This window comes from Actinopolymorpha rutila (genome assembly GCF_013407855.1).
Classification (GTDB): Bacteria; Actinomycetota; Actinomycetes; order Propionibacteriales; family Actinopolymorphaceae; genus Actinopolymorpha; species Actinopolymorpha rutila.
The window spans coordinates 4,950,310-4,963,792 of the sequence record NZ_JACBZH010000001.1; the positions used below are offsets into that span (position 1 = coordinate 4,950,310).

Here is a 13,483-nt window from a genome sequence, read left to right on the forward strand (position 1 = left end):
TGCGGATCCCCCTAAGCTCGGCACTTGTGGACGAACAGCAGAACGCGGGCGGGCCGGTCAATCCGTACGGCGCCCTCACTGACGTGCCGGACATGCTGGTGGGCCAGGTCGAGCGCGTGGGTGGCGGCTGGCTGACCGGCGTCACGGCGGTGATCCCGCCACCCGGGACCATCGGCGCGGTCGACGTACGCGGCGGTGGGCCGGGTACGCACGAGACGGACGCGCTGGCGCCCGGGACGCTGGTCGACACCGTGGACGCGGTGACGCTGGCCGGCGGAAGCTCGTTCGGGCTGGCCGCCGCCACCGGCGTACAGCGCTGGTGTGAGGAGCAGGGCCGCGGAGTGGCCATCGGCCCGGAGGCGGTGGTGCCGGTGGTGCCGGCCGCGATCGTCTTCGACCTGGGCAAGGGCGGGGACCTCCACAACCGTCCGGACGCCGACCTCGGCTACGCGGCGGCCACCGAGGCCGCCTCCGGCGTGGTCCGCACCGGCTGCGTGGGCGCGGGAACCGGCGCGTCGTTCAGCCTGCCCCGGCTCAAGGGCGGCGTGGGTACGGCGAGCGTCCGGCTACCCGGCGGCATCGTGGTCGGCGCGCTGGTGGTGGCCAACGCCTACGGTTCACCCTGCCTGGGCGACACGGGTGCGCTGCTGGCCGCGCAGTACGTCACCGACGAGGCGCTGCGGCCGGGAGTCCCGGCGCCTGCGGAGCACGCCCGGGTGCAGGCCGACCCGGCGGCCCGGGCAGAGGAATCAGGCGAGCCCCTGGACGTCCTGAACACCAGCCTCGCCGTCGTGGCCACGAACGCCCGGCTCACCCACCCGCAGACGCTGCGGATGGCCGCGGCGGCGCACGACGGCCTGGCCCGGTCGGTCCGGCCGGTGCACACCCTGGTCGACGGGGACTCGATCTTCGCCCTGGCCACGGGCACGACCGACCCGGTCGCGGCCGCACCGGTGTCCTGGCCCGGCGCCGCCGAGATCGGTGGCGTGGCCGCGGTGCAGGCGGCCGCCGCCGACGCGGTCACGCTCGCGATGGTGGACGCGATCCTCGCCGCCACGCGGGTACGGACGCCGGCCGTGGACCTGCCGGGCTACCTCGACCGCTATCCCTCCGCGCGCCCGCCCGGGAGTTCGGACCGCAGTTTGCCGTCGGCGTAGACCAGGGCCCGCCCGAAGGTCACCGGCACCGTCTCCTGGCCGACGGGGGTGTCGGCGCCGACGAAGGCGCGCAGGGTGAGCGGCCCGAGGTCGAGCACGAACTCGGTGAAGTGGCCGCGGGGCACCTCCCGGACCACCCGCGCCGGCACGCCGCCGGGGTGCCCGACCCGCACGTCCTCGGGGCGGACCCCGACCAGGCCGGGCTGCTCGGCGAGGGCGGACGGGGCGTGGCACGGCACCACGACGTCGCCCACCTCCACCACGGCTCCCGCGTCTCCGGTCCCGCCCGCCGGGGCCGCGCGCACTTGCCCCTCGAAGAAGTTCATCGTCCCCACGAAGTCGGCCACGAACCGGGTGCGCGGCTCGCGGTAGAGGTCGTGCGCACCGGCGTACTGCTCGATCCTCCCGGCGTTCATCACCGCGATCCGGTCGGAGATGGACAACGCCTCGTCCTGGTCGTGGGTGACGAAGACCGTCGTGATGCCCACCCGCTGCTGGATCTCCTTGATGTCCTCGCGCACCTTGACCCGCAGCTTGGCGTCCAGGTTGGACAGCGGCTCGTCCAGCAGCAGCACCTCCGGCTCGAGGACGAGCGCCCGGGCCAGCGCCACGCGCTGCTGTTCGCCGCCGGAGATCTGCGCCGGGAAGCTTCGGATGTGGTGGGTCAGGTTGACCAGGGCGAGGGTCCGCTCGACGCGTTCGGCGATCTCGGCCTTGGGCAGCTTGCGCAGCCGCAGGCCGAAGGCGACGTTCTTGAAGACGTTCATGTGCGGCCAGAGCGCGTAGTTCTGGAACACCATCGCCGTCGGACGGCGCTCCGGCGGGGTGGTCGTGTAGCCGCGGCCGCCGATCAGCACCTGGCCGGCGTCCGGTCGCAGGAAGCCGCCGATCATCCGCAGCGTGGTCGTCTTGCCGCAGCCGGACGGGCCGAGCAGGCAGACGAGTTCGCCGCGCCGCACCCGCAGGTCGAGGTTGTCGACGATCAGCCGGCCGCCGAGCGTCTTGGCCACCTGGTGCAGCACCAGCCCGGCGTCGGCGTCGCGGTCCGGACCGCCGGCAGTGGTCGCGGACGTGCCGGTCGCGCCGGCGGCACCCGTCGCGGACCGGTCGTCCGGGCCCTGCCGGTCGCTGACCGCGGAGGTGGGTTCGGCCATGGGGTAGCCCCTAACGAAGCTGGAAGCCCTCGGCCAGGTGCCCTCCCATCACGTGCCGGCGGACCAGCAGCATGAGCACCACCGAGGGGATCGACAACAAGATGGAGAAGACCGCCGCGGCCTGCTCGGGGTAGTTGAGGACGAGGGTGTACATCTCCGTCGGCATGGTGACGTACGTCGGCGCGCCGACCAGGAACGTGCCCTGCGCCTCGTCGAAGGACGCGAGGAACGAGAGGATCATCGCCACCAGGATGCCCGGCGCCGCCAGCGGGAACGTCACCCGGAAGAACACCGTGAGCGGCCGCGCCCCGACGTCGCGGGCGGCCTCCTCCAGGCTGCGCGGGACGGAGGCGAACGCCGCCGCCGGGATCCAGGTCATGAACACCACCGTGCCGAGCATCTGGATCACCACGACGCCGACGAAGGTGCCCATCAGGTGCAGGGAGTAGAACAGCCCGGCGATGGACACGAACAGGCCGATCTTGGGGAACGCGTTGGTGGCGAACAGCGAGATCAGCAGCACCCGCCGGCCGGGGAACTGGTAGCGGGAGAACGCGTACGCCGCCGGCAGGCAGATCACCGCGGACACCACCGTCACCACCGGCGCGAACGTGAAGCTGAGTCGGATCGAACTGCCGAGCGTCTGGTCGGACAGCACCTGCCGCCACCAGTGCAGGGTCCACTCCCCCGGCAGCAGCGCCGGGAACTTCCAGGCACCCGAGAACGCCCGGGCGGCCAGCCACACCAGCGGGCCCAGGATGAACACGCCGAGCACGAGCACGAACGCCGCCAGCAGGACGCGGGCGACCACCCGGCCCACCAGCCCGCCCGGCGGTGCGACGTCGGGCACCGGTGGTGGTGGCGTCGTCGAACTGGCGCCGGGACCCGCTGTCCCGGTGCGTGCGTCGAGGTCGTCCGGACGGACGACCGGGACCTCCGGCGCCGTCACAGCACCGCTCCCGAACGCTTGGCGGTACGGAAGTTGGCCCACACGTAGACCGCGCCGATCACCGCGGCGAGCGCGAACACCACCATCGCCATCACCTGCGCCTGCTGTGGCTGGTTGAACGACCCGAACGTGTTGGTCATCTGCGGTCCGAGCATGTTCGGCGCCGACGGGCCGGTGAGGTAGGGCACCGTGAAACTGCCGAGCACGGAGATACCGGTGAACGTCGCCACGATGACGGTGGGTACGACGTTCATCGGCAACAACACCGACCACACCGCGCGGGGCAGCGAGGCGCCGGCGTCACGGGCGGCGTCGACGAGCACGGTGGGCACGGCGTTCAGGCCCGAGGTCATCATCAGCACCCCGAACGGCAGGCTCACCCAGATCTGCCCGATGGTGACCGCCACCATCGTGTAGCTCAGCGTCGGCGCGGACTCCCAGCCGACCAGGTGGGCGACGGTGCGCAGGAAACCGTCCTGGGCGTAGAAGGTGAGGATGGCGTACGACGCGATCACCACCGGGATGAACAACGGCACCACCGCGAAGGCGGAGAACACCTTCGCCAGCCGGCTGCCGGACAGCCGGACGTACAGCCCGATCGCCCACGCCAGCACGACGGTCACCACCACCGCCACCACCGTGACCACCACCGAGGCGGTCACGCTGCGGCGGAACTGCCCGCCGGCGAACACCTCGGAGTAGGCGGCGGTGGTCCCCCACCAGTGGTCGGCGACATGCTGGCGCTGGGCGATGGAGGCGATGACGGAGTTGGGTCCGCCGGTGTGGCCGAGGGTGTACATCGCCGCGGACACGACGGGGAAACCGACGAACAACGCCACCACGAGCACCGGCGGTGCGGCCATCAGCAGACCGCGCAGGCGGTTGCTCAACCCGGCACCTTCTGCTGCCAGAGGTTGTTCAGGTCGTTGGTCATCTTCTGGGAGTAGGTCTGGCGCAGGTGCTGGGTGTCCAGGCCGGCGAACTTCGTGCGTACGTCGGCGGGCAGCTTGTCCAGCGACACCGCGGGATAGCCGGCCAGCACGTTGACGACCTTCTTCTGCTGGGCCGGCTCGAGCAGCCAGTCGAGCAGCTTGTAGGCCGCGTCCTTGTTGGGTGCGCTCGCGGCCACGCCGAGGTAGACCGCGCCACCGGTGAAGGACGGGTCACTGATCTGGGCGAGCTTGATCTCCTTGCCGAGCAGCCCGGTCTGCTTGCCCGACAGCGCCATGTCCGACCACACCGGCGCGACCCAGATCTGGCCCTTGGCCAGCAGGTTGAGCACGTCCTGGTTTCCGTTCGGATAGACGTGCTGGTAGATCGAGCCGTTCAGGCCCTTCAGCTCCGCGAACCCGCGGTCCCAGTCCTTCTCCAGGTCGGGCACGTAGTCGGTGACCATCTTCTGCCGGTCGCCGGCCGGGACGTACTTGTCCAGTACCGTGGTGACGAACGACTGCCCGGAACCACCCGTGGGCGGGGAGTTGTAGGTGAACTTCCCCGGGTGTGCCTTGATCCAGGCCAGCAGGTCGTCCAGGGTCTTCGGCGGGTCGGGCACGTGGTCGGCGTTGTAGGCGAGCACCACCGACGAGCCGCGGTAGGGCACCGCCGACTGCTTCACCGGCGTGAGCAGGCCGGAGTCGACGTTGGTCAGGTTGGGCACCTGCTTCGTGCTCACCTTGGTGAGCAGGCCGGACAGCGCCGCGGTGCCGATGAACCCGCTCTCGGCCAGGTCGAACCCGGGGTCCTGCTTGCCCTTGACCGCCGCGCCGAGCTTGGCCAGAGTCGTGGTGTCGTTGACGCCGTGCTCGGAGAACGTCAGCTTGACGTCGTAACCGGGATTGTCCTTACGGAACGCCGGGATGAGCGACTTCTGCCACATGTCCCGGAGGTTGACGTCGCCGCCGACGTAGAGCCGGGCTGTCTTCCCGCCGCCACCGTCGGACGTCGAACCGGTGCCGCCGTTGCCGGCGCATGCCGTACCTGCCAGTCCCAGTGCCAGCACGGCCACCGAGGACAGCACCGCTTTGTGCCAGGAACCCCTGCGCAACGAGACTTCGTGCCACGAACGCGAACGCACGACCGCATTCCTTTCGCCCGGTCGCGCGCGGAGTGCACGTGACCAGGCGGGAGATTACTACGGCCAACCGAAGGAAACGGTGAACTTTCCCCAGTGTCGGCGCGCGTTTCTCGCCCGGGCCACCGGCCGGTCTCGCGGTGGTCAGGCGGACTCGGCGTCCCCGGCTTCCCGGACGAACCGGTAGGCGTCCGGCAGCGCGGCGGCGATGTCCTCGGCCACGATCGGGCCGCCGCGCGAGGCGAGGACACCGGCCGTCTCGTGCAGGAAGCAGCCCATGCTGCCCGCGTCCAGCGGCGACAGCCCGCCGGCCAGCAACGCACCGCAGATGCCGGACAGCACGTCGCCGGACCCGGCGGTCGCCACCCACGGTGTGCCCACCGAGTTGACCCGGACCGGGCCGCTCGGCGGCGCCACCACCGTGGTCGCGCCCTTGAGCAGCACGGTGGCGTTCCAGCGGTCGGCGGCCTCGCGCGCGTAGTGCAGGCGGCGGGCCGTGACATCTGTACGCTCCACCTCCAGCATCCGGGCCAGCTCGCCCTCGTGCGGAGTGAGCAGCACCTCGCCCTCGCACCGCCCGAGCACGTGCCGCAGCCCGTCGGCGTCGACGAGCACGGGTACGTCTCCGGCCAGCGCGCGGGCGACGTCCTCGGCGCGTTCGGGTGCCTCGCCCAGACCGGACCCGACCACCCATGCCTGCACCCGGCCCTCGCCCGCGACCACCTCGGGCCAGCGCGCACGAACCAGGCGCGCGGGTTCGTCCGGCCCGACGTAGCGGACCATGCCGAGCGGGCCGCCCAGGGCGCCGCTGACCGCGAGCACCGCCGCGCCGGTGTACTGGTCGGAGCCGGCGACCACGCCGAGCACGCCGCGGGTGTACTTGTGCGAGGTGCGGTCCGGCACCGGCAGCAGGGCGGCCACGTCGGAGGCCTGCAGCGACTCCACCACCGGATCCGGGAGGTACGGGCCGAGCCCGATGTCGACGAGGTGCACCACTCCGGCGGCGGAGGCGCCCGGGTCGACGAGCAGGCCCACCTTGTGGGTGCCGAACGTCACCGTCACCGCGGCGCGTACGTGTGGCTCGGGAGTCTCGCCGGTGTCCACGTCGATGCCGGACGGCACGTCGACCGCGACCACGGGTACGTCGTACCGCTGGACCAGCTCCATCACCCGGACGGCCTCCGGGCGCAGGCCGGGCTTGCCCCCGATGCCGACGATGCCGTCGAGCACCAGGTCGGCGCGAGCCACGGCGTCCTCGCGTTCGTCCTCGGGTACGACGTGACCGCCGGCAGAACGCAGCGCGGCGAGGCCACCGGCGTGCGCCTTGGCGGGGTTCAGCAGGATCGCGGCCACCCGGGCGCCGCGCCGGGCGAGTCGGGCTCCGGCGTACAGCGCGTCGCCGCCGTTCGCGCCCGATCCCGCCACGATCAGGACATCGACGCCATAGGCACCGCCCAGGAAGTCGACACAGGCGGTGGCCAGCCCGGTGGCGGCGCGGTCCATCAACGTGCCGTCGGGAACGGTCGCCATCAGCGCGGCCTCGGCGGCCCGGACCTGGACGACGGTGTGCGCGGTGCGCATCGGCTGCGGTCAGCCCCTCTCGAGTACGACGACCGCCGAGGCGATCCCGGCGTCGTGCGACATGGACAGGTGCATGGAGGTGACGCCGAGCTTCTCGGCCTGCCGGGCCACCGTGCCGTGCACCTCCAGCCAGGGCCGGCCGTCGGCGTCGGTGACCACCTCGGCGTCGTGCCAGCGCATGCCGACCGGTGCGCCGAGCGCCTTGGCCAGCGCCTCCTTCGCCGCGAACCGGGCGGCCAGGCCCGCGATCGGACGGGTGCGCTCGTCGTCGGTGAACAGCCGGGTGCGTAGTCCGGGCGTACGGTCCAGCGTCTCCTCGAATCGCTCGATGTCGACCACATCGATTCCCAGCCCGACGATCATCCCTCCATCCTTGCGCATCGCTCCCGCCGGATGCGTAAGGCGGGCGGAGCCGAGGGCGGAGCCGCCCGGCGGGCCGCGTCCCGCGCGAGCCACGACGGCACGAGTGCACGTCACGCTGGCCGGTCCCTACGGACCGGCGAACCTTCGGGACCGAACACCTCGCGGTCCGCCTCGTCGCCGAGCGACGTGGACGCCAGCCGCTGCAGCAACGCGGACAGCTCGGGGTGCTCCTCGGGTCGCCAGCCGTCCAGCCGCCGCCCGAGCGCGGCCCGGCGGGTGGCCACCAGCTGGTCGACCGCCGCCAGGCCGGACGGGGTGACCCCGAGGCGGTCGCCGTCGTGGGCCACGTACCCCGCCGCCAGCAACGTGTCGACGTGCGGCCGGGCACGTTCGGGCGGCACCCTGGCCACCGCGGCCAGGTCGGCGGCCCGCGCCGGACCGGCCCGCGCGATCCGGCACAGCGCCCACAGCGAGCCGGCCGGAAGTGCCACGCCGGCCGCCTGCCCGAGCTGCTGGTAGAGGCCGCGGGCCCGGTCGTCGCGGCGCACCAGCAGGCTGAGCGCGCGTTCGATCTCCTCCTGCGAGGTGCACACGGCCATCCGGCCGGGCATGCCCTCGCCGTAGTCGGCGGTGGGTGTGGTGGTGGCGGTTGCCCGCAACGGAAGCTCCCGCAGGAACCACGCGAGTACGAACGCCGCGAGCGCCACCGGTGTCGCCCACACGAACACCGAGTGGATCGACACCGCGTACGCGTGCAGCAGCTCCTCCCGCACCTGCGGCGGGAGCGCGGCCATCCGGGCCGGCTCGCGGGTGATCGTGGTCGGGTCGAACCCGCCGGGCAGCGGCCGCCCGTGCAGCGCGGCCGCCACGTTGCCGAGCAGCTGGTTGGAGAAGATCGCACCGAACACCGCCGTACCGAACGCGCCGCCGATCGACCGGAAGAACGTCACCCCCGACGTGGCCGCGCCGAGGTCCTGGTAGTCGACGGCGTTCTGCACCGCGGTGAGGAGCACCTGCATCACCAGCCCCAGCCCAGCACCGAGCACGAGCAGCGAGCCGGCGATCGCCTGGGTGGTGGAGTACTCGTCCAGTCGTGAGCACAGGAACAACCCCACCGCGATGGTCGGCGTACCCACCAGCGGGAAGACGCGGTAGTAGCCGGTACGGCTGACCACCAGCCCGCTGGCCACCGAGGTGGCCAGTATCCCCAGCACCATCGGCAGCAGGTAGATCCCCGACAGCGTCGGACTGACCTGGTGCACCACCTGCAGGAACAACGGCAGGAACGCCAGCGCGCCGAACATCACGAACCCCACCACGAAGCCGATCGCGGCACCGATCCGGAAAACCGGCAGGGCGAGCAGCCGAGGGCTCAGGACCGGCTCGGCCGCCCGGCGTTCGACCGCGAGCCACGCGCCGGCGAAGGCGACCGCGGCCACGAACAGCCCGACGATCATCGCCGAGGTCCAGGCGTACTGCGTACCGCCCCACGACGTGGCCAGCACCAGGCAGGTCGCGGCTCCGGCCAGGGTCAGCGCGCCGAGGTAGTCGATGCGGTGCCGCCTCCCCGCACCGCCGTTGGCGGGCCGCCGGGCCGGGAGCACCACCGCGACCACGGCCAGCGCGAGCGCGCCCAGAGGCAGGTTGACGTAGAACACCCAGCGCCAGCCGAGGTTGGTCACGAAGAAGCCGCCGAGCAGCGGGCCCGCGACGCTCGCGATCCCGAACACCCCGCCGAAGATGCCCTGGTAGCGGCCGCGTTCGCGGGGGCTCACCACGTCGCCGACCAGGGCCATCGTCAACACGATCAGCCCGCCGCCGCCGACCCCCTGCAACGCGCGGAAGCCGATCAGCTCGCCCATCGAATGGGCCTGTCCACACAAGGCCGAACCGGCCAGGAAGACGAGGATCGCGGCCTGGAAGAGGCGTTTGCGGCCGTACTGGTCGCCGAGCTTGCCCCACAGCGGCGTGGAGACCGTCGAGGCCAGCAGGTACGCGCTGACCACCCAGGACAGGTGGGTGAGCCCGCCCAGGTCGCTCACGATCGTGGGCAGCGCGGTGGCGACGATGGTCTGGTCGAGGGCGGCCAGCAGCATGGCCAGCATCAGGGCGGTGAAGATCGCGGCCAGCCGGCGGGGAGGCGCAGCCGTCGGCGCCTCGACGGTCTGGCTGGCTGGTCCGCTCATCGGCAGGGTTCCGGGTCGGGCCGCCGCGGGCCGGCGGCCGGTCGTCTCTCCCGCGAACCGTAGCGCGGCGCCGCCCTCCGCGAAGGACCCCGACAGCCCGGTTCGTGACGTTACGTGCACACCCGGCGCGCCGGTGCGGCGCGGGGTCGGTGAGGCTGTCCTCGCTACCGTCTGTCGGTCGTACTGGCTAGCGTTCCCCCATGAGCGACGCGCGGACCGAAACCGGCACCGAGGAGATCCACGCGAACGACGCAGACCAGGGCATCGGCAGCGTCTCGAACAGGCTGAACTGGCTGCGTGCGGGCGTCCTCGGAGCCAACGACGGGATCGTCTCCGTCGCCGGCATCGTCGTGGGCGTCGCCGCCGCCACCGCCGAGGTGTCGGCGATCCTGGTGGCCGGCATCGCCGGTCTGCTGGCCGGGGCCTTCTCCATGGCGGCGGGCGAGTACGTCTCGGTGAGCACTCAGCGTGACACCGAGAAGGCGCTGCTGGACAAGGAGCGCTGGGAGCTCGCCAACATGCCCGACCAGGAGCTGGACGAGCTGGCGAGGATGTGGGAGGCCAAGGGCATCTCACCGGACCTGGCCCGCAAGATCGCCGAGGAGCTCACCGAGCGGGACGCGCTCCGGGCGCACGCCGAGATCGAGTTCGGGATCGACCCCCACGACCTCACCAGCCCCTGGCACGCCGCCCTCGCGTCGTTCGTCGCGTTCACCGTCGGCGCCCTGCTGCCGATGGCGGCGATCATCCTTCCCCCGACCAGCCTGCGGGTGCCGGTCACGTTCGGCGCCGTCGTGATCGCCCTGGTGATCACCGGCACCGTGAGCGCCCGCCTCGGCGGCGCCGATGCCCGCCGCGCCGCCATCCGCACCGTCGTCGGAGGTGCGCTGGCGATGGTGGTGACCTACGTCGTCGGTCACCTGGTGGGCGTCGGCGTCTGACGCCGCACGGGCGGCCGGCCTACCGCGGGGTCCGCGGGCTGCCGGCCGCGGAGGATTACTCCACCGTCACCGACTTCGCGAGGTTGCGCGGCTGGTCGACGTCGTTGCCCCGCGCCATCGCGAGCTCGCAGGCGAAGATCTGCAGCGGGACCGTCGCGACCAGCGGCTGCAGCAGGGTGGGCACCCGCGGCAGCCTGATCAGCGTGTCCGCCCACGGGACGACGGACTCGTCGCCCTCCTCGGCGAGCACGATCGTGCGCGCGCCGCGGGCCCGGATCTCCTGCACGTTGCTGACGATCTTGTCGTGCAGGACGTCGCGGCCGCGCGGAGGTACGACCACCACGACCGGCAGCCCCTCCTCGATCAGCGCGATCGGCCCGTGCTTCAGCTCGCCCGCCGCGAACGCCTCCGCGTGCATGTAGGCGAGCTCCTTCAGCTTGAGCGCACCCTCCAGCGCCACCGGGTAGCCGACGTGGCGCCCGATGAACAGCACCGACTTCGCCGTGGCGAGCTCACGGGCCAGCGCCCGGATGTCGGACATCGTCCCGAGCACGGCACGCACGGCCGCGGGCATCCGGTCGAGCTGGTCGACCTCGGCGGCCACCTCGTCCCCGAACTTCGACTCGCGGACCTGCGCGAGGTACAGGCCGATGAGGTAGCAGGCCACCACCTGGGTGAGGAACGTCTTGGTCGCCGCCACCCCGACCTCGGGGCCGGCGTGGGTGTAGAGCACCGCGTCGGACTCGCGCGGGATCGTGGAGCCGTTCGTGTTGCAGATCGCGAGCACCCGGGCCCGCTGCTCGCGGGCGTGCCGCAGCGCCATCAGGGTGTCCATCGTCTCCCCGGACTGCGAGATCGCGATCACCAGCGTCGCCCGGTCGAGGATCGGGTCGCGATAGCGGAACTCGCTGGACAGCTCCACCTCGCACGGGATGCGGGTCCAGTGCTCGATGGCGTACTTCGCGGTGAGGCCGGCGTAGAACGCCGAACCGCAGGCGATGATGACGATCTTGTCGATCTCACGCAGCTCGTCGTGGGACAGCCGCATCTCGTCCAGCCGGAGCCGGCCCTCCGGCGTGAGCCGGCCGAGCAGGGTGTCGGCGACCGCCTTGGGCTGCTCGGCGATCTCCTTCAGCATGAAGTAGTCGTGGCCGCCCTTCTCGGCGGCGGAGATGTCCCAGTCGACGTGGTAGTCGCGGGTCGGGGCCGGCTGGCCGGCGAAGTCGGTGACGGTCACCGAGTCGGCGGAGATCGTCACCACCTGGTCCTGGCCCAGCTCGACCGCGTTGCGGGTGTGCTCGATGAACGCCGCCACGTCGGAGGCGAGGAAGTTCTCCCCCTCGCCGCGGCCCACGACCAGCGGGGAGTTGCGGCGGGCGCCGACCACGACGTCCGGCGCGTCCGCGTGCACCGCGACCAGCGTGAACGCGCCCTCCAGCCGGCGGCACACGTGCCGCATCGCCTCGGCGAGGTCGTGACCGCTGGGCTCCCAGGCGTCCTCCAGCAGGTGGGCGACCGCCTCGGTGTCGGTCTGGGAGGTCAGCTGGTGACCCTTCGCCTCGAGCTCGGCACGCAGCGCCGCGAAGTTCTCGATGATGCCGTTGTGGACCACCGCCAGCCGGCCCGCGCAGTCGATGTGCGGGTGGGCGTTGGGGTCGGTCGGCGCCCCGTGGGTGGCCCAGCGGGTGTGGCCCATCGCCGTACCGCTGGCCGGCAGGGGGTCCTCGCTGAGCGCCGCCTGGAGGTTGGCGAGCTTGCCGGCCCGCTTGCGGACCCGCACCCCGCCGCGGTCGGCGACTGCGACCCCGGCCGAGTCGTACCCGCGGTACTCCAGCCGCCGCAGGCCCTCGACCACGACGTCGACACCCTTGGTCGAACCCGAACCTACGTACCCGACGATTCCGCACATGGAAGCTCAGGGTAGCCACCACCGGTGAACGCCGGGCGACCATCGGGCAAGAGGAGGGCTTCCGAGTACCGCCTGTGACCGGCCCGAACGACCGTCAGGGAAGAATCAGGCACATGCAGCGCATCCGGGAGGCCCGACTCGTGAACGGCACGACCACGCCGTACGTCGAACTCGACCGGGCCGCCTGGTCCCGGCTGGCCGCCTCCACCCCACTCCCCCTCACCGCCGAGGAGGTGGAGCGCCTGCGTGGCCTGGCCGACGAGATCGACCTGGCCGAGGTCCGCGAGGTCTACCTCCCGCTCACCCGGCTGCTCAACCTCTACGTCCGGGCCACCGGCGCGCTGCACCAGGCCACCCAGACGTTCCTGACCAGCGAGCCACCACATCCGGGCGAGCCCGCCGCAACCGGCACGAACGGCGGGACCGGGGCGAACAGCACGAACGGCGGAGCCGGTGCCGACCCGACGGCCGGACGGACGCCGTTCGTCATCGGCATCGCCGGCTCGGTCGCCGTGGGCAAGAGCACGGTGGCGCGGCTGCTGCGCGAGCTCCTCGCCCGCTGGCCGGACCACCCGCGGGTGTCGCTGGTCACCACCGACGGCTTCCTGCTCCCCAACGCCGAACTGGAACGCCGGGGCCTGCTGCAGCGCAAGGGCTTTCCGGAGTCGTACGACCAGCGGGCACTGCTGCGGTTCGTGGTGGCGGTGAAGTCCGGCGTGCCGGTCGTCACCGCACCGGTCTACTCCCACCTGAAGTACGACATCCTCCCGGACGAACGCCTCGAGGTGCGCGCACCGGACATCCTGCTCATCGAGGGCCTGAACGTCCTGCAGCCGGCGCGAGCGCACGAGGACGGCCGGCGCGGCCTCGCGGTCAGCGACTTCTTCGACTTCTCGATCTACCTCGACGCCTCACCGGTCGACGTACGGGAGTGGTACGTCAAACGGTTCCTGGCCCTGCGGGAGACCGCGTTCCGGGACCAGGAGTCCTACTTCCGCCGGTACGCCGACCTCAGCCACGCCGAGGCGGTCGAACGCGCCTGCCGGCTGTGGGACAGCATCAACGGCCCGAACCTCGAACGCAACGTCCAGCCCACCAGGGGCCGGGCCCGGCTGGTGCTGCACAAGGGCTCCGACCACTCGGTGACCCGGGTGCGGCTCCGCAAGATCTGA

General features: G+C 72.1%; 11 protein-coding genes. 3 read left to right on the plus strand and 8 right to left on the minus strand.

Going from position 1 to position 13,483, the window contains the following annotated elements; all coding sequences use genetic code 11:
* Positions 1-26 precede the first annotated feature (26 nt).
* On the plus strand, positions 27-1,157 hold the full coding sequence (locus F4554_RS22035) for a P1 family peptidase (RefSeq protein WP_337796156.1): 1,131 nt from the start codon (positions 27-29) through the stop codon (positions 1,155-1,157).
* On the opposite strand, the gene F4554_RS22040 is transcribed toward F4554_RS22035, so the two are convergent.
* From F4554_RS22040 to F4554_RS22070, 7 genes are all read right to left on the minus strand, one after another.
* Complete coding sequence (locus tag F4554_RS22040; protein WP_179789332.1) at positions 1,103-2,311, minus strand: ABC transporter ATP-binding protein; 1,209 nt, start codon at positions 2,309-2,311, stop codon at positions 1,103-1,105. The genes F4554_RS22035 and F4554_RS22040 overlap by 55 nt on opposite strands.
* A 10-nt stretch (positions 2,312-2,321) precedes the next feature.
* Complete coding sequence (locus tag F4554_RS33745) at positions 2,322-3,260, minus strand: ABC transporter permease subunit (protein ID WP_202889416.1); 939 nt, start codon at positions 3,258-3,260, stop codon at positions 2,322-2,324.
* A complete protein-coding gene (locus F4554_RS22050) occupies positions 3,257-4,150 on the minus strand; it encodes an ABC transporter permease (protein WP_202889417.1) in 894 nt (297 codons plus the stop codon). Before F4554_RS22050 ends, F4554_RS33745 begins: the two co-directional genes overlap by 4 nt.
* Positions 4,147-5,334, minus strand: coding sequence for an extracellular solute-binding protein (locus tag F4554_RS22055; protein ID WP_179789333.1), 1,188 nt, complete (start codon positions 5,332-5,334; stop codon positions 4,147-4,149). Before F4554_RS22055 ends, F4554_RS22050 begins: the two co-directional genes overlap by 4 nt.
* 141 nt (positions 5,335-5,475) lie before the next feature.
* Positions 5,476-6,912 carry an NAD(P)H-hydrate dehydratase gene (locus F4554_RS22060; RefSeq protein WP_179789334.1) on the minus strand — a complete coding sequence of 479 codons (1,437 nt, stop codon included), beginning with the start codon at positions 6,910-6,912 and terminating at the stop codon, positions 5,476-5,478.
* Between the two features lie 9 nt (positions 6,913-6,921).
* Positions 6,922-7,275: a holo-ACP synthase gene (locus F4554_RS22065; RefSeq protein WP_179789335.1), complete on the minus strand. Its 354-nt coding sequence runs from the start codon at positions 7,273-7,275 to the stop codon at positions 6,922-6,924.
* A 110-nt stretch (positions 7,276-7,385) separates the two neighbouring features.
* Positions 7,386-9,461, minus strand: coding sequence for an MDR family MFS transporter (locus tag F4554_RS22070; RefSeq protein ID WP_179789336.1), 2,076 nt, complete (start codon positions 9,459-9,461; stop codon positions 7,386-7,388).
* A gap of 200 nt (positions 9,462-9,661) precedes the next feature.
* Here F4554_RS22070 and F4554_RS22075 point away from each other — a divergent pair, with 200 nt between their 5' ends.
* Positions 9,662-10,402 (plus strand): VIT1/CCC1 transporter family protein, encoded by a 741-nt coding sequence (locus tag F4554_RS22075; protein WP_179789337.1) that lies wholly within the window; start codon positions 9,662-9,664, stop codon positions 10,400-10,402.
* Between the two features lie 55 nt (positions 10,403-10,457).
* Here the strand turns inward: F4554_RS22075 and glmS are convergent, their stop codons facing one another.
* Positions 10,458-12,311, minus strand: coding sequence for a glutamine--fructose-6-phosphate transaminase (isomerizing) (gene glmS, locus F4554_RS22080; protein WP_179789338.1), 1,854 nt, complete (start codon positions 12,309-12,311; stop codon positions 10,458-10,460).
* A 113-nt stretch (positions 12,312-12,424) separates the two neighbouring features.
* Here glmS and coaA point away from each other — a divergent pair, with 113 nt between their 5' ends.
* A complete protein-coding gene (gene coaA, locus F4554_RS22085; protein WP_179789339.1) occupies positions 12,425-13,483 on the plus strand; it encodes a type I pantothenate kinase in 1,059 nt (352 codons plus the stop codon).

Bases quoted from the DNA above. Each gene is read 5' to 3' on its own strand.
- F4554_RS22040 (WP_179789332.1), bottom strand. From the start codon at position 2,311: ATGGCCGAACCCACCTCCGCGGTCAGCGACCGGCAGGGCCCGGACGAC.
- F4554_RS22060 (WP_179789334.1), bottom strand. From the start codon at position 6,912: ATGCGCACCGCGCACACCGTCGTCCAGGTCCGGGCCGCCGAGGCCGCG.
- F4554_RS22065 (WP_179789335.1), bottom strand. From the start codon at position 7,275: ATGATCGTCGGGCTGGGAATCGATGTGGTCGACATCGAGCGATTCGAG.
- F4554_RS22070 (WP_179789336.1), bottom strand. From the start codon at position 9,461: ATGAGCGGACCAGCCAGCCAGACCGTCGAGGCGCCGACGGCTGCGCCT.
- F4554_RS22075 (WP_179789337.1), top strand. From the start codon at position 9,662: ATGAGCGACGCGCGGACCGAAACCGGCACCGAGGAGATCCACGCGAAC.
- glmS (WP_179789338.1), bottom strand. From the start codon at position 12,311: ATGTGCGGAATCGTCGGGTACGTAGGTTCGGGTTCGACCAAGGGTGTC.
- coaA (WP_179789339.1), top strand. From the start codon at position 12,425: ATGCAGCGCATCCGGGAGGCCCGACTCGTGAACGGCACGACCACGCCG.